Raw genomic sequence first — 15,920 nt, 5'->3', positions numbered from 1 at the left:
CGCCGCACCGCCGCGGCCACCGGTCTCAGCGCGGCGCGGCCACCGGCTCCAGGAACCCCTGCTCGACCAGCAGCCGGATCGACTCCGGCGTACGGTCCCGCAGCAGCACCGGGTCCTCGCCGACGAGCTGGGCGATGGCGTCCAGGATCCGCCCGGCCGGCAGCGAGCCGTCACACACCCCGGCGAAGCCCGCGCCGACCGTGTCCACCTTCGTGGCCCGCCGCATCCCGCGGTTCTGCCGCAGCACCACATGCTCCGGGTCCTCCGCCCCGGGCAGCCCGACCTGCTCCTGCACCACCTCGTCGGCGAGCTTGAAGTGCCCGGCCAGCAGCGCCGCGTCGTCGGCGGTGCGCAGATAGTCCTGGCGGGCGAAGTGCCGCTCGACCGTGTCGCCCAGCGGCTGCTCGACCGGGTGCGGCCACTCCTCGACCGTGACGGAGGGGGTGTCGGAGCCGGACTTGCGCAGCGTGATCCACCCGAAGCCGACGGCCTTGGTGCCGCGCACCTCGAATTCGTCGAGCCAGGCGTCGTACCGCGCGGCGTACGCGTCGGCGCCCGCCCGGTGGTCGCCGCCGTCCCGCAGCCACAGCTCGGCGTACTGCGTGACGTCCTGCACCTCGCGCTGCACGATCCAGGCGTCGCAACCGCGCGGCACCCACGAACGCAGCCGGTCGTGCCAGTCCTCGCCCGCCACGTGCTGCCAGTTGGCCAGCAGCTGGCAGTACCCGCCGTCGGACAGATGCGCCGCGGACTGCTGGACCAGCGTCCGGCACAGGTCGTCGCCGCCCATCCCGCCGTCCCGGTAGGTGAGCCGGGACCCCTCGGGAAGGCCGGGCGAGATCACGAACGGCGGGTTGGACACGATCAGGTCGTACTTCTCCTCACCGACCGGCTCGAACAGCGAGCCCTCGCGCAGCTCGGCCGGCCGCGCCCCGGAGAGCGCCAGCGTCAGCGCGGCGATCCGCAGGGCCCGCGGGTTGAGGTCGGTGGCCGTGACACGGGTGGCGTGCCGGGCGGCGTGCAGGGCCTGGATGCCGGAGCCCGTACCGAGGTCGAGCGCCTTGGCGACGGGCGTGCGGACGGTGATCCCGGCGAGGGTCGTGGACGCGCCGCCCACGCCGAGCACCAGCTGCGCGCGGTCCGTTCCCCGGGCGCCCCGGATGCCGCCCGCCCCACCGACCGCGCAGCCCAGGTCGGAGACGATCCACCAGTCCTGGCCCTCGGGGCCGCCGTACGGCCGGACGTCCACGGTGGCGCGCACCTCGTCGCCGTCCTGCACCAGCCAGCCGTCGGCGAGGCAGTCCGCCACCGGCAGGGCGGCCCGCGCCCGCCACGACTCCGCCGGACGCTGGAGCAGGAACAGCCGCACCAGGGTCTCCAGCGGGCTGTCGCCGCGGGTCGCGCGCAGCGCGGGGACGGTCTCGCTGCGCGCCAGCGCGGCATAGGCGGACGCGCCGAGCAGCTCCAGCAGGCCGTCGGCGGTGAAGTCGGCGGCCAGCAGCGCCGCGCGCAGCCGGTCGGTGCGGGCGCCGCTCTCGGGGTCCTGGGCGGTTGCGGTGGGGAGGTGCGTACTCACGCCCCCATTGTCGGGGCAACCACTGACAATCGGCACCGGCCCGGCGCCACACCCCCCGAGGGCGCGTCGCCGGGCCGGTGCCGGAGCGCTGTCGCCGGGCCGTTCCGCCCGGCCGGTCCACTACGCCTTCGTGGACGATCCGGACGACGGGGAGCCGGACGCGTTCTGGTTCTGGCAGCCCTTCTGGCCGGCCATGGCCTTGCCGACGTCGCCGGACTCCAGCTTCTTGAAGGCGTCCTCGCTCTGCTTGTTGAGCTTGTTGATGCCGTTGGAGAGGCTCCGCAGCCCGTCCGCGAACTTGAGCTTGTCCCCGGTGTTCAGGCCGTCGACCTGCTTCTTGAGGTCCGCGTACCCCTTGGAGAGGGAGTTGAGCTCGTTGACCGCGTTCTTCTGCGCCTGCTCGCCGCCCTCGCTGGGCGGGGGGCCTGCCTGGTCCAGGGACTTGGCCAGCGACGCGTAGGCGCCGGAGATCTTCTGGAACGCCGCCGAATCGGTCTGCTGGACCTTCTTGGAGTCCGTACTGCCCTCGTCCGCCGTCTGCATGGCGGCGTTGGCGTCCTGGATCTGCTTGAACTGGGCCTGCGCCGGGTCGCAGAACTTCTTGGCCCAGTCGTCGAGCTTCTTGCCGTTGTCCTCGCTGCAACCGGTCAGCGCGAGCATCAGTGCCGCACCGCCGGACAGCGCGGCCACAAGCTTCTTGTTCACCGGATTGGTCCCTTCCATGGCTCTCGGCCCCGGAACATACACGCCGAAAGGGCCTCGGCCGCGAGTCGGGCATCCCGTACGGCATCCGTTGTTGGTATTTACCGCCATTTGCACCAAGGGACGCAGGGCCACCCGTGCACGGGAACGGGCGGGTGGCCGGCGCGCGTCCCACGCGTCGTCCATCCGCCCGTTGAGCCGTCACCGGGCCCCGGGGCCCCGTCGGCTAGGACGCCACCACAGTTTTTGTCGACTTGGCGATTTTCTTGGGATCCTCGGGCTTCTCGGAGCCGCCGGAGCCGCCCTCGTCACCCATCGCGATACCGCGCCGCTTGGAGACGTAGACCGCACCGACGATGACCGCGAGCGCGAGCACCGCGACCACGATCCGCACGCCGATGCTCTTGTCCGCGCCGTACGAGAACTTCACCACGGCCGGAGCGATCAGCAGGGCCACCAGGTTCATGACCTTCAGCAGCGGGTTGATGGCCGGGCCCGCGGTGTCCTTGAACGGGTCGCCGACGGTGTCACCGATGACCGTCGCGGCATGCGCGTCGCTGCCCTTGCCGCCGTGGTGACCGTCCTCGACCAGTTTCTTGGCGTTGTCCCACGCACCACCGGAGTTCGCGAGGAAGACCGCCATCAGGGTGCCGGTGCCGATCGCGCCCGCCAGGAACGAGCCGAGCGCGCCGACGCCGAGCGAGAAGCCGACCGCGATCGGGGTGAGCACCGCCAGCAGCCCCGGGGTGGCCAGTTCGCGCAGCGCGTCCTTGGTGCAGATGTCGACGACCCGCCCGTACTCCGGCTGCTCCGAGTAGTCCATGATCCCAGGGCGCTCGCGGAACTGCCGGCGCACCTCGAAGACCACCGCACCGGCCGACCGCGACACCGCGTTGATCGCCAGCCCCGAGAAGAGGAAGACGACCGAGGCCCCGAGGACCAGCCCGACCAGGTTGTTGGGCTGCGAGATGTCCAGACTCAACCCCATCCCGCTCGCGGCCCGGCCCACCTCGTGCACGGCCGTGGCGATCGCGTCCCGGTACGAGCCGAACAGCGCGGCCGCCGCCAGCACCGCCGTCGCGATGGCGATGCCCTTGGTGATGGCCTTGGTGGTGTTGCCGACCGCGTCCAGGTCGGTGAGGACCTGCGCGCCGGCACCGGTGACATCGCCGGACATCTCGGCGATGCCCTGCGCGTTGTCGGAGACCGGGCCGAAGGTGTCCATCGCCACGATCACGCCGACGGTGGTCAGCAGGCCGGTACCGGCCAGCGCCACCGCGAACAGCGCCAGCATGATGGACGCGCCGCCCAGCAGGAACGCCCCGTAGACGGCCAGTGCGATCAGCACCGCCGAGTAGACCGCCGACTCCAGGCCGATCGAGATACCGGAGAGGATGACGGTGGCCGGGCCGGTCAGCGAGGTCTTCCCGATGTCCTGCACGGGCCGCCGGCTGGTCTCGGTGAAATAGCCGGTCAGCTGCTGGATCAGCGCGGCGAGCACGATGCCGATGGCGACCGCCACCAGCGCCAGGACCCGCGGATCACCGCGCTGCGCGAGGATCCCCGCGTCGGTGACACCGGCCAGGTCCCGGTAGGAGGACGGCAGATAGGTGAAGACCGCGACGGCCACCAGGACGAGCGAGATGCCCGCGGAGATGAAGAAGCCGCGGTTGATGGCGGTCATCCCGCTGCGGTCGGTGCGCCGGGGCGCGACGACGAAGATGCCGATCATGGCCGTGAGCACGCCGATGGCCGGGACCAGCAGCGGGAAGGCGAGCCCGGCGTTGCCGAAGGCGGCCGTGCCCAGGATGAGCGCGGCGACCAGCGTCACGGCGTACGACTCGAAGAGGTCGGCCGCCATGCCCGCGCAGTCGCCGACGTTGTCGCCCACGTTGTCCGCGATGGTCGCGGCGTTCCGCGGGTCGTCCTCGGGGATGCCCTGTTCGACCTTGCCGACGAGGTCGGCGCCGACGTCCGCGGCCTTGGTGAAGATGCCGCCGCCGACCCTCATGAACATCGCGATCAGCGCGGCACCCAGACCGAAGCCCTCCAGCACCTTGGGCGCGTCGACCGCGTACACGAGCACCACGCAGGACGCGCCGAGCAGGCCGAGCCCCACCGTGAACATGCCGACGACGCCGCCCGTGCGGAAAGCGATCTTCATGGCTTTGTGCGAGACCGCCGTAAGATCCTTTTCCTGGGAATCGCCTTCGGCCGGCGTGGCTTCCCGCGCGGCGGCCGCGACGCGCACATTGCTGCGCACCGCGAGCCACATGCCGATATAGCCGGTGGCCGCCGAGAATCCGGCGCCGATCAAGAAGAAGGCACTGCGTCCCGCGCGTTGCGTCCAATTGTCCGCGGGCAGCAGCAGGAGCAGGAAGAACACCACGACGGCGAATACGCCGAGAGTGCGCAACTGCCGGGCGAGGTAGGCATTCGCGCCTTCCTGCACCGCGGCCGCGATCTTCTTCATACTGTCGGTTCCCTCGCCGGCCGCGAGCACCTGACGCACCAGCACCGCTGCGACGGCCAGCGCCGCCAGCGCGACGACGGCGATCACCAGCACGATGTCGCGGTTGCCAGTCGTCAACGACGGTCCGGCCAGAAAAGAGGGGGTTTCCAGCAACTGAGGGGTGTAAGGCCCCGCCATTCGTCCTCCTTGACGTTTGGCACATGGGCGCGCGGAAGCACGCTCAGGCGTCCTGAGCAAGATGTGGACGGATTGTAGGGAGCCGCACCAGATCAAAACAGTGCGCGACAAAGAGAATTCGCCTGTGGCCGGGAAGATCAAAAGAACTGCGCCCGCAGAATTAACCCGGACGAAGGAAAGCCAAGAATTAGCTGACCACTGCCCGATGATCTCAGTGTCCTACTGATTGCCGCTGCTCAAAGACGTGCGAACGGAAATCCGGACCGGCCGCGGCCCGCTCGACAATGGAGACGATCATCCCCTGACAACCGCCGAACGGGTGATCTGCGACGTGTCCACCGCCCCGCCGAACGGCCGGCGAACGCCCGACGGGCCGTCAGATCACGTCCTGATCCGGGCGGGTCGGGCCTGGAACGATGCCGTCCGTACCGCGTCGGCGAGCGTCCGCCCGCTCCCGCCGCGACGCCGCACCGCCGCCGTAGCGTGGCAGGCGGAACGTTTCGCCACCACCGGCCGCGCGGGGGAAATCCAGCCTGCCGGAAACCGGCCTGTCGGCGCATGCCTCTCGGCGAAGGAAAACCAGCGCGTCGGCCCGCCGCCCGCCGGGGCACCGCAGAACTCCAAGGCGCCCCGAACGCACTACGGCAGAGCCGGGACCGCTCTCGTCACGGCTCTCGTCACGGCAGAGCCGGAGCCGGTGTCGTCGGCCAGCTCATCCGGATGACGCCGCCGTGCTCGCCGGAGGTCACCTCGACGTCGTCGACCAGCCCGCTGATGACCGCGAGGCCCATCTCGTCGTCGCCCTCGGCATCGCCGCTCTCCACGGCACCGTCCGCACGCTCACCGGCTCCGCCGGGCACCTCGTCGCCCACCTCGATCGAGAACTTCTTCTCGTCCTCGACCAGGACGACCCGCACCGGCGCCACGATGCCGTTGCTGACGTGCAGCCCCACCGCGCGGCTGCACGCCTCACCGACGGCGAGCCGCACCTCGTCCAGCACGGCCTCGTCCACCCCGGCGCGCCTCGCCACGGCAGCCGCGACCAGACGCGCGGTCCGGACGTGCTCGGGAAGGGCGCTGAAGCGAAGTTCGACGGTGGCCATGCCATCCCCCTCGGTATGCGGGCGTGCGACGCAGGGGGCCGGACCGTCACGTCCGGATCCCCCCACTACTTCCTCCCCGCGCCGGAGCGCGGGGCACCGTGAAACCGTCAGTCGGTCGCTGAGACGGCCTCGTCGACCGAGGTGTGAATCGGGAACACCTTGGTCAGTCCGGTGATACGGAAGATCTTGAGAATGCGCTCCTGGTTGCAGACCAGGCGCAGCGAGCCCTCATGGGCACGCACCCGCTTGAGCCCGCCCACCAGCACGCCGAGTCCCGTGGAGTCGAGGAAGTCGACACGTTCCATGTCCACCACGAGGTGGTAGCTTCCGTCGTTCACAAGCTCGACCAGCTGCTCCCGCAGCTTGGGCGCGGTGTATACATCAATCTCGCCACCGACCTCGACGACCGTACGGTCGCCAACGGTCCGGGTCGACAGGGACAGGTCCACGGATCCTCCAGCACCTTGCTATCGAGCGGTCGCCCCCCTGGGGCCTCCCCACCGAAGGTAGGGGCGGATCGGCAGCCGCGATGGCATTCAATCACTTACCGGCAGGCGTGCACGACGCCTTGTCAGCATTGTCGGTCACTCCGGTGACACACTCGATGCCAATGGCCTCCGATCCACTCCCGCCGGACGCGGGCACGCGACCCTCCCCGGGCATGATTCTCGACCGCCTCACCCGGGGAGCGACCCGCGCTGCGCGCATCACTCATACGGAGCACTTGCCCCCGCGGACCGGCAGCCATGCCGACTGGCCGGCGCGGATCCGGCCGGAAGTGATCGGTGCCATCCGATCGGCCGGAATCGATCGCCCCTGGGCCCACCAGGCACGGACATCCGAACACGCGCTGCGCGGCGAGTCGGTGGTCGTCGCCACCGGCACCGCCTCCGGCAAGTCCCTCGCCTATCTCGCGCCGGTCCTCTCCACCCTCCTGGACGGCTCCGAGGCGCCCAACGGGCGGGGCACCACGGCGCTGTATCTGGCCCCCGCGAAGGCACTGGCGGCCGATCAGCGGCGGGCCGTACGCGCGCTGGCCGCCCCGCTCGGCACGGCCGTCCGGCCCGCGGTCTACGACGGTGACACCCCCGTCGAGGAGCGCGAATGGGTACGCCAGTACGGCAACTACGTCCTGACCAATCCCGACATGCTGCACCGCGGCATCCTCCCGGCCCACCCCCGCTGGTCCTCCTTCCTGCGCGCGCTGCGCTATGTCGTCATCGACGAATGCCACACCTACCGCGGCGTCTTCGGCTCCCATGTGGCGCAGGTCATCCGCCGGCTGCGGCGCGTCTGCGCCCGTTACGGCTCCGCGCCGGTCTTCCTGCTCGCCTCCGCCACCGCCGCGGAACCCGCCCGTGCGGCCACTCTGCTGACCGGACTGGACGTGGCGGAAATCACGGAGGACACCTCGCCGCGCGGCGAGTTGGTTTTCGCGCTGTGGGAGCCGCCGCTGACCGAACTGCACGGCGAGCAGGGCGCCCCGGTCCGCCGCACCGCCACCGCCGAGACCGCCGACCTGCTCACCGACCTCACCGTCCAGGACGTCCGCACCGTCGCCTTCGTACGCTCCCGCCGGGGCGCCGAACTGATCGCGCTGATCGCGCAGGAGCGGCTCGCGGAGGTGGACCGCTCGCTGCCGTCGCGGGTGGCCGCGTACCGCGGCGGCTATCTCCCCGAGGAACGCCGCGCCCTGGAAGGCGCGCTGCACAGCGGCGAGCTGCTCGGTCTGGCCGCCACCACCGCGCTCGAACTGGGCGTGGACGTCTCGGGGCTGGACGCGGTGGTCATCGCCGGCTATCCCGGCACCCGCGCCTCGCTGTGGCAGCAGGCCGGCCGGGCGGGCCGCTCCGGGCAGGGCGCCCTCGCCGTCCTCGTGGCCCGCGACGACCCGCTGGACACCTATCTCGTCCACCATCCCGAGGCGCTCTTCGACCAGCCGGTCGAATCCACCGTCCTGGACCCGGACAACCCCTACGTCCTCGCCCCGCATCTGTGCGCGGCCGCCGCCGAACTCCCGCTCACCGAAGCCGATTTCACGCTCTTCGGGCCCGCGGCCGCGGGGCTGCTGCCGCAGCTGGAGACCGCCGGTCTGCTGCGCCGGCGCGCCACGGCCTGGCACTGGACGCGCCGCGAGCGGGCCGCCGACCTGACCGACATCCGCGGCCAGGGCGGCTCGCCGGTGCAGATCGTCGAGGCCGGCACCGGGCGGCTGCTGGGCACCGTGGACGCGGGCGCCGCGCACACCACCGTCCACGACGGGGCCGTCCACCTCCATCAGGGCCGTACCTACCTCGTCCGGCACCTCGACCTGGAGGACGATGTCGCCCTCGTCGAGGAGGCCAACCCGCCCTATTCCACGACCGCCCGCGACACCACCGCCGTCTCCGTCCTCGAAACCGACACCGAGATCCCCTGGGGCGATGCCCGGCTCTGCTTCGGCTCCGTCGAAGTCACCAATCAGGTCGTCTCCTTCCTGCGCCGCAAGCTGATCTCCGGCGAGGTCCTGGGCGAGACCAAGCTGGACCTCCCGCCGCGGACGCTGCGCACCCGCGCGGTGTGGTGGACGGTCACCGAGGACCAGCTCGACGCCGCCCGCGTCAATCCGGAGCAGCTGGGCGGCGCCCTGCACGCCGCGGAACACGCCTCCATCGGCATGCTGCCGCTCTTCGCCACCTGTGACCGCTGGGACATCGGCGGCGTCTCCATCCCGCTCCATCCGGACACCCTCCTGCCCACGGTCTTCGTCTACGACGGCCACCCCGGCGGCGCCGGCTTCGCCGAACGCGCCTTCCACACGGCGGCCGACTGGCTGGCCGCCACCCGCGATGCCATCGCCTCCTGCGAATGCGACGCCGGCTGCCCGTCCTGCATCCAGTCCCCCAAATGCGGCAACGGCAACGACCCCCTCCACAAACGGGGAGCGATCCGGCTGCTCACAGAGCTTCTGCGGGGAGCGGCGGGGAGTTAGGTCCTGTGGTGCCAGGGCGGGGGCGGGGGCCGGGGCCGGGGGAACTCGCCGGGGGGGAGGCGGCCGTAGGCGGCGGCGCGGTGCGGCCGGTGGGGCGGCGGGCATGGGACGGAAGGCCAGTGGACGGACGGTCGGTGGGATGGCCGGTCGGTGGGGTGGCCGGTCGGTGGGGCGGGTGGCGGCGGGGCGGGCGACCTACGGGACCGTGCGGCCGACCGTGCCTCGCACTCCTCTCCGGCGTACGCCCGCAGCCGCCCATGGCCGTCGTAGTGGCATGTGGCGCCCTCGCCGCCTCACCGGCCGCCCGCCCCGCCGCCACCGTCGCGCGGCCTCGCCAGCCCTCACTACGCCCTCGTCCCGGCTCTGTCGCGGCCTCCGCACCGCCCTCCCACCCCCTCACCACGCACTCACCCCGGCCCTCGTGGCCCGGCCCGCGTCCTCCGGTCCGGCCGCGCCTCCCGGGGCGGCCGTGGGCGGGCCCCCGGGTACGGCCGTGAGCGGGCCGGCCCGGGACCGTACCCGGGAGGCGAACGGGTGGCCGCCCGCCTCGGCCGAGACATCGGCGATCGCCTCGGACAGGGCGCAGCGCACCAGGCGGGCGTGCTGTGCGGCCGCCACCCGCCGGGCCGCCGCGCAGGCCGTGGCCGGGCCCTCGCGGGCATGATCCGCGGCGGCCAGCGCCGCCAGGTCCGCGGCACCGCCCGCCCGGTGCCGTGCGGTCACGACCTGGCCCAGGCCGATCAGTGCCACGAAGACAGCGCACAGGGCCGCCATCGCGAAGACCGTCCAGACCGTCGCCGACCCCTCATCGCCCCACCGTCTCCTCCGCAAGAGCCACCGCCTCCCCGCCGACCTGCACTGTCAGCCGTCCCACACCCGGCAGATCCGCCTCGACCCGTACGCGTACGAGGTCGCCCTCCCGTGCCAGCACGACCCGCGCGCCCCGTGGGGCCGCGCCGTGCGCCGCCCGGAGCACCGCCGCCCGCGGTTCCGACCGCGCCGCCGCCCGCGCCCCGGCCCGCGCCGCGTCCACACACTCGATGCGGGCGCAGACCGCCATCAGGCCCCAGATCAGCGCCGCCACGACCGCCACCAGAACCGGTATCGCCAGGGCCGTCTCCGCCGTCACGAAGCCCGCGTCGCGGGTGGTCCGCCGGGCATTGCGGACGGCGGGAGCGGGGTGGCGCGGCCCCGCACGGGAGGTCGGGGCACCGGCCGCGCCCCGCGCCCGCCGGGCACCACGCCACCCGGCATCCCTGACCGACCCCGCGCCCGGTCCGTCAGAACTGCACATCGAGCGCCTTTTGGATCACCGATCGCAGCAGCGCCTGGACCGCTCCACTCGTCACGACCTTGTAGAGCACCGCCGCGAAGGCGCACGCGGCGAGCGTCCCCATGGCGTACTCCGCCGTAATCCTTGCTTAGTTTCTGTGTCTCTTTGAGCTGGCCCGAGAGTAGAGGGTAGCGAGAAGTCTCTTGCACTCTCTTGAGTCTCAATCGTACGGTGCACAGCATGCATCTGATCTTCTACAGCCGAACGGGTTCGGAGAACTGGGGGCTTGGGCGTCAGCCACTGATCCCCGAAGGCATGCCGGTCCTGATCGACGAGGACTTGGCCTTCGAGGACGGCGGCGTACCCCGGCCCACGGTGATGGCCAACCGCTGGTTGCGCGAACTCCCTCTCAACGGGGCGCGATCTTCAAGGACTTGGAAGAACTACGCGCAGGCTCTGCGCTGCTGGCTGGAGTTCCTGGCCAGGAACGGCGTGGATCCGCTCGGGGAGCGGCAGCCCTTGCGGGACGCTCTGAGCGCGTTCTCGGAGTACCGGTTCGCGGGGCCGTTGGAGGCTCGCTGGGACGAGGGCACGTGGGACCAGAACATCAACACCGTGGCGCGTTTCTACGCGTGGGCCGATGATGAGGGACTGTGCCCGGCTGTGCCGTTTACGTACCAGATGGTCCGGCGGTACACCGAGGCCGGCGTGCAGCTCGCGCGGCGGAACACGGCCACGGTGCGGCGGGCGAAGCCGCATGTCACGGTGAAGTATCTGGAGAGCGACTTCCTTAAGGTGTTCGTGCGGGCGCTGGCCGGTCTGCGCCCGGACGGGGAGCCGGACTCGTTCCGCGGCCGTCACCTGGGGCGCAACGCCGCTATGGGGTCGCTCGTGGCGTCCAGCGGTCTGCGGGCGCAGGAGTTCACGCACCTGCTGACGTACGAGCTGCCTGCTCTGCCTGCCCGCAGCAGCGTGGTTCCGGTCCGCTTCCCGCTGTCCGCGCAGATCACGAAGGGCAAGAAGCCTCGTGAGGCGTGGGCGAGTTACGACGTTCTGGCCGATGTGCACCAGTACACCGAGTTGGACCGCGTGATGCTGACGGAGGGCCGCCGTTACCGGCCTGATCCGCGCCTGGGTGAGCCATTGGTGATCACTGAGCCGGACTGGGAGGGCGGGAAGGTCAACGGCCGCCGGGTCTCCTGGCGCAAGCTGACGTTGAACGAGCGGCTGCGGCTGGTGACGCCAGAGGGCACGCCCGGGATCATCGCGGTGCAGTCGGACGGCACGCCGTTCACCGACTGGGCGACCGTCTTCCGCCGGACCTCGGAGCGTATCCGGCGTGGCTTCGAGCCGCGGTTCCCCACGGTCGGCCCCCATGTCCTGCGCCACACATTTGCGATGGCGACGCTGGAGAGGCTGGTCAAGGGCCACTATCAGCGGGCGGCTGCGCTGGTCGCTGACGCCGGTGAAGATGCTGCACTGTCGCTGTATCTGACGAAGGCGGACCCTCTGATGGTGCTGCGGGATTTGCTCGGGCATTCCAGCGTGACCACCACTGAAATTTACATCCAACGCCTGGACGTACAGCGGATCTACCGCGAGCTCTACGACGAGGCGGGCAGGCACAGTGGCCAGTTCGCCGCCGAAGCGGACGCCGAGTTCGACGACGAGGAGGATGCCGCATGGTGACCCGTGTCGAACACGACCCGCTGCGCATCGAGTTCACATTCCCCAACGATCCACCCTGGACGGGCGACTTGAGTTCCACAGCCAACGAGAAGCTGGCGGAGGACCTCGCCCACGGCCTGGTGCAGATGGTGCACCCGCTGGGCCGCATCACAGCACTTCAGAGCGCGGTGACGTACACGTCGACGATCCGGCGGATGGGCGCGGAGTTGGCCGCGCTGGGCTTCGACGGGAGTCTGGCGGATCTGCGCACGAGCCACGTCCTGGCGTACTGGATGTCCGTCGGCGGCAGGCGCGTCTTCCACACCCGGCGCCTGCTGGCCGGCTGCGGGGACCGCGTGGACGTCGGCATTCGGGCCTACCTGGACGGCAAGGCCGTCAAGAGCCCGCCCCGGAGCAAGCCGCTGAAGCCGTACACCGACGGCGAGTGGCGGCAGATCGAAGCCGGGCTGCGGGACTATCTGCAGCAGGTCATGGCCCGTCAGCGTGAGGTCCTGGAGCTGGCAGTCCTGGGCCCTGACAGCTCCGACCTCGGCCGGAACCGGCAGAACTTCGCGTGGCTGCTGCGCGAGCACGGCCCGCTGAAGGTCGCGGACGTCACCAAGGTGACGGGGCTGACCGTGGACTACTTCCGCGACGGCGTCGGCGGCCAGTACCGGGACGTGCGCAGTGCGATGTATCCGCCGGTGCAGGTGGCGACGGCCATGCGTCTTCTGTTCGGCGTCTACAGCGGTGTCGTTCCGGACGGGATCCGGGATCTGGGGCTGGACGATTTCACGTGGACCGGTGACCGCACGGTGCTGATGGACTACGTCAAGGGACGCCGCGGCCCGGAATCGGTGAACCTTCCTGCTCGGGCCGTGCGGCTGCTGGAGCGCTGGCTGGAGCTGTCGGAGCCGGTGCGGCGACTGGCTCCGGAGTCGATAGCCGGCGACTTGTTCGTCTTCCTGGACACCGAGTACCGCAGCACGGACGGCGCGAAGTCCCAGCTGTCGGCGCTGTCCACCCGGATCGCCCCCAAGAGCGGGAACAAGGCCCGGCGTCAGCTGGCGAGGGAGCTGGATCTGCGTACGGACGCGGGAGAGCCACTGCTGTTGCACTCGGCGCGGATCCGGACGACCTATCACAACGTGCTGGCGCGTCGGGGCTGGACCGGCCGTACAAAGATCGACCCGAATCACACGGCCGCGGTGGAGGGCAGCCACTACGTCTCGACCACGACGCCGGCCCAGGCCGAGTCGGTGGAGGCCATCATCGAGGACGCCCAGGCCGACATCATGCGGCGCAGTCGCCCGCCCATCGTGTTGAGCGACGAGGAGGCCGCCGTGTTCGTCACCGAGCAGCCCGAGCAGGCGACCCGCCTGGGCCTGGACGCCGAGGCGATGGCCGAGCTGCTGGGCGGCGAGATGGACGTGTTCACCGCGGCGTGCGCCAACCAGCTCGCCGGACTCCACGGCCCCAAGGGAAAGCCGTGTCCGGCCCGGCCGTGGGTGTGCCTGCTGTGCCCGCTGGCGGTCTTCACGCCCCGGCACGCGCCCAACCTGCTGCGGCTGAAAGCCTATTTCGCCCGTCAGTCTCGGCAGCTCACCGTGCAGCAGTTCCTCGCGGTGTTCGGCCCCTACGCCGACCGCCTCGACCATGACATCCTGCCCCGCTTCGACGCCCGCCTGCTGGAGAAGGCGGCCGGCGAGGTGGACGACATCGACTCCGAGCTGCCGCTTCGGCCCGAGGAAGGAACCCAGTGACCCGCGCTACCGCCCTGGTCGTCGAGACCCTGGCCGGTCCGATCCCCCGGGAGTGGGCCCTGAAGTCCCCGTTCGCGGGGCTGGACGTGTGCCGTGAGGCCGGATGGGACATGCGGCCGGACGGTCCCCGTCCCGTGTTCGACGAGGACTTCTGGGACCTGTCGGCAGTGAAGTACCCCAAGGGGGTGCGGAGCAACGTCAAGCGCCTGGACTTCACCGGCATCACCAATCCGGCTCTGCGGCTGACCGCCAAGGAGTACGTGTTCGCGCTGGTCGTACCGGACCATGAGCGTGTCTTTGCTCTGCCGGAGGCCCGGCGGGAGCCGTACAAGCCGGAGTCGGCGTTCAACTTCTGCGTGCAGCTGGTGCGGTGGATGAACTTCGTGACCGAGCAGGGCATGTCGTCGCTGAGTGAGGTGATGCAGGAGCACTGCGAGGTGTACCGGGAGTTCCGCTCGCACCGTACCCGCAAGCGCCAGGCGGGCAGCGGGCCGATCACGCCGGGCACCATGCTGACGATCCTGCGGCCCGTCGTGGACCTGGCCACCTACCGCGAGCTGTTCACGGTGGACGCCTACCGGCCCGGCTTCACACCGTGGGAGGGGCACACGGTCAGCGAGGTCGCGGGCTGGGAAACCTACGCCATCTCCTCGACCCCGCCGGTGGCGGAAGAGGTGTTCCAGCCCACGGTTGCCGCGGCTCTGTATCTGGTGGAGACGCTCGGGCCGCTGGTGGCCGAGGAGTTCGAGCGCGTGCTGGAGTTCCGGGCGAACAAGGGCGGGCAGAACCCGAGGTCCGTCACGGCGAAGCACCAGGCAGGCGTCGCGGCCTCCGCCGAGTGGCATGTCCGCGAGCGGGTTCCGCTGCTGGAGATCGACGCCCGGCAAGTCACGCGGCGCGTCAAACGAGGATGGCGGCCCGACGATCCGCTGCTGCACGTGGATGTGGGCGAGTTCTTCGGCCAGGCGACCGGCTCGAGATACGCGAGGGTCGCGGACCACCTGGTCGAGGATCTTCGCCCGTTCCTGGAGCCCGTGGTGGCCGAGGTGGGGGTCGTGGGCATGTTCGGCCGGGACGCCTCCCGGGTGCCCCGCGCCGACGACCCGCAGCAGCTGGCACCGTGGACTGTGCCTCTGACCGGGGACGAGCTGCGGGGCCTGCAGATCGTCATGCTGGCTGCCTGCCGGGTCCTGGTCGCGGCCCTGAGCGGCATGAGGGCTGGGGAACTGGACGAGATGACCGCCGACTCCCCCCAGCCGCCGGTCACCGTCTCCGGCGGCACCCAGCGCTTCAAGCTGGGCAGCAAGCTGATCAAGGGGCAGGAGTTCGGCGGAATCGCCGAGGAATGGGTGGTGCTGGAACCGGCCTGGCGGGCGGTGAAGCTCGCCGCCCGCCTCAACCAGGCCCGGGCGGGCGAGCGCGCTTTTGCCCGCTCGCCCATGGACTTCCTGCACAAGAGATTGCGGGAGTGGGTCAACAGCCCCGCCGGCCAGCGGCTCGGCCTGGCGCCGATCCCGGCCGGGCCGGTGAACGGACGGATGCTGCGGCGCACGCTCGCTCTGTCGCTGGCCCACCGCCCCGGCGGGCTGCTGGCCGCAAAGATCCACCTCAAGCACGTCTCCGTAGTCACCACCGAGGGCTATGCGCTGCGGCCCGGCGGCTCCCAGGGCAACCTGATGGCCGAGGTGGAAAGGGAGCAGGACAAGAACCACCTGGAGCTCACGAAGGAGGCCTTCGAGGATTACCGCGCGGGCCGTCTACCGGCGGGCCCCGGGGCCCGCGAGCTGATCAAAGCGTTCGAGCACATCGACGCCCAGCTCAAGGACCACAAGCCGGGCACCGCGGCGGTGATCGAGGCCGAGCGGCGGCTGGAGAACCTGCTACGGGAGCAGTCCAAGCACCTGCATCTGCAGACCGCGAACTACTGCTGGTTCCGCGACCCGCACAAGGCCCTGTGCCTGAAGCTGGCGGGCACCCCGGACGCGACGAAGCCACTGGGTGGGATGTGCGACTCCGCCCGCTGCCCGCAGGCCACCCACCACCCCTGTCACCTGCCTGTTTGGCAGAGTCAGGTCGGCACCGGCAAGGTCTTCCTGGCCAACCCGCGCTTCGCCAAGGGCGAGAAGAAGCGGCTCGAACCCGAGGTGGAGCGAGCCCAGCGAGTGGTGGACGAGATCATGACAGCGGCCGGTACAGCGAGCGGAGGGCAGTGAC

At 70.9% G+C, this 15,920-nt stretch carries 12 protein-coding genes; 4 read left to right on the top strand and 8 right to left on the bottom strand.

The features are described 5' to 3' along the window. Positions 1 to 25 precede the first annotated feature (25 nt). The 5 genes from ACLJWH_RS37985 to bldG form a co-directional block, all read right to left on the bottom strand. Positions 26 to 1,576: a methyltransferase gene (locus ACLJWH_RS37985; protein WP_411146369.1), complete on the bottom strand. Its 1,551-nt coding sequence runs from the start codon at positions 1,574 to 1,576 to the stop codon at positions 26 to 28. Positions 1,577 to 1,696: 120 nt separating this feature from the next. Further along, positions 1,697 to 2,281, bottom strand: coding sequence for a small secreted protein (locus ACLJWH_RS37980; protein ID WP_411146368.1), 585 nt, complete (start codon positions 2,279 to 2,281; stop codon positions 1,697 to 1,699). Positions 2,282 to 2,504: 223 nt separating this feature from the next. Next, entirely contained in the window at positions 2,505 to 4,928 is a 2,424-nt protein-coding gene (locus ACLJWH_RS37975; RefSeq protein ID WP_411146367.1) for a sodium-translocating pyrophosphatase, read from the bottom strand. A gap of 677 nt (positions 4,929 to 5,605) precedes the next feature. Then, positions 5,606 to 6,031 carry an ATP-binding protein gene (locus ACLJWH_RS37970; RefSeq protein ID WP_411146366.1) on the bottom strand — a complete coding sequence of 142 codons (426 nt, stop codon included), beginning with the start codon at positions 6,029 to 6,031 and terminating at the stop codon, positions 5,606 to 5,608. A 107-nt stretch (positions 6,032 to 6,138) separates the two neighbouring features. Further along, positions 6,139 to 6,480 carry an anti-sigma factor antagonist BldG gene (bldG, locus tag ACLJWH_RS37965; RefSeq protein WP_046926810.1) on the bottom strand — a complete coding sequence of 114 codons (342 nt, stop codon included), beginning with the start codon at positions 6,478 to 6,480 and terminating at the stop codon, positions 6,139 to 6,141. Positions 6,481 to 6,560: 80 nt separating this feature from the next. Between bldG and ACLJWH_RS37960 the strand changes: the two genes are divergently transcribed. Beyond that, positions 6,561 to 9,002 carry a DEAD/DEAH box helicase gene (locus tag ACLJWH_RS37960; RefSeq protein WP_411146365.1) on the top strand — a complete coding sequence of 814 codons (2,442 nt, stop codon included), beginning with the start codon at positions 6,561 to 6,563 and terminating at the stop codon, positions 9,000 to 9,002. Positions 9,003 to 9,398: 396 nt separating this feature from the next. Here the strand turns inward: ACLJWH_RS37960 and ACLJWH_RS37955 are convergent, their stop codons facing one another. The 3 genes from ACLJWH_RS37955 to ACLJWH_RS37945 form a co-directional block, all read right to left on the bottom strand. Further along, the gene (locus tag ACLJWH_RS37955; RefSeq protein WP_411146364.1) at positions 9,399 to 9,833 is read right to left on the bottom strand and encodes an Rv3654c family TadE-like protein; all 435 of its coding nucleotides are present in this window, start codon (positions 9,831 to 9,833) and stop codon (positions 9,399 to 9,401) included. Then, positions 9,808 to 10,131 (bottom strand): TadE family type IV pilus minor pilin, encoded by a 324-nt coding sequence (locus tag ACLJWH_RS37950; protein WP_411146363.1) that lies wholly within the window; start codon positions 10,129 to 10,131, stop codon positions 9,808 to 9,810. Before ACLJWH_RS37950 ends, ACLJWH_RS37955 begins: the two co-directional genes overlap by 26 nt. A 151-nt stretch (positions 10,132 to 10,282) precedes the next feature. Next, the gene (locus tag ACLJWH_RS37945; RefSeq protein ID WP_411146380.1) at positions 10,283 to 10,417 is read right to left on the bottom strand and encodes a DUF4244 domain-containing protein; all 135 of its coding nucleotides are present in this window, start codon (positions 10,415 to 10,417) and stop codon (positions 10,283 to 10,285) included. 98 nt (positions 10,418 to 10,515) lie between these two features. Between ACLJWH_RS37945 and ACLJWH_RS37940 the strand changes: the two genes are divergently transcribed. From ACLJWH_RS37940 to ACLJWH_RS37930, 3 genes are read left to right on the top strand one after another with little or no spacing between them, the layout of a single operon-like run. Beyond that, positions 10,516 to 11,964, top strand: a complete 1,449-nt coding sequence (locus ACLJWH_RS37940; protein WP_411146362.1) for a site-specific integrase — start codon at positions 10,516 to 10,518, stop codon at positions 11,962 to 11,964. Then, complete coding sequence (locus tag ACLJWH_RS37935) at positions 11,958 to 13,706, top strand: hypothetical protein (protein ID WP_411146361.1); 1,749 nt, start codon at positions 11,958 to 11,960, stop codon at positions 13,704 to 13,706. Before ACLJWH_RS37940 ends, ACLJWH_RS37935 begins: the two co-directional genes overlap by 7 nt. Beyond that, a complete protein-coding gene (locus ACLJWH_RS37930; RefSeq protein WP_411146360.1) occupies positions 13,703 to 15,919 on the top strand; it encodes an integrase in 2,217 nt (738 codons plus the stop codon). Before ACLJWH_RS37935 ends, ACLJWH_RS37930 begins: the two co-directional genes overlap by 4 nt. Position 15,920 lies beyond the last annotated feature (1 nt).

The sequence above is a fragment of the Streptomyces sp. x-80 genome, from assembly GCF_046549095.1.
Lineage (GTDB): Bacteria > Actinomycetota > Actinomycetes > Streptomycetales > Streptomycetaceae > Streptomyces > Streptomyces celluloflavus.
The sequence above is the reverse complement of the archived record's forward strand: the minus strand, read 5'-3'. Positions and strand labels throughout refer to the sequence as shown.

Excerpts from the sequence above, each read along its gene's own strand:
- ACLJWH_RS37975 (WP_411146367.1), bottom strand. The coding sequence starts at position 4,928 with ATGGCGGGGCCTTACACCCCTCAGTTGCTGGAAACCCCCTCTTTTCTG.
- ACLJWH_RS37970 (WP_411146366.1), bottom strand. The coding sequence starts at position 6,031 with ATGGCCACCGTCGAACTTCGCTTCAGCGCCCTTCCCGAGCACGTCCGG.
- ACLJWH_RS37960 (WP_411146365.1), top strand. The coding sequence starts at position 6,561 with ATGGCATTCAATCACTTACCGGCAGGCGTGCACGACGCCTTGTCAGCA.
- ACLJWH_RS37940 (WP_411146362.1), top strand. The coding sequence starts at position 10,516 with ATGCATCTGATCTTCTACAGCCGAACGGGTTCGGAGAACTGGGGGCTT.
- ACLJWH_RS37935 (WP_411146361.1), top strand. The coding sequence starts at position 11,958 with ATGGTGACCCGTGTCGAACACGACCCGCTGCGCATCGAGTTCACATTC.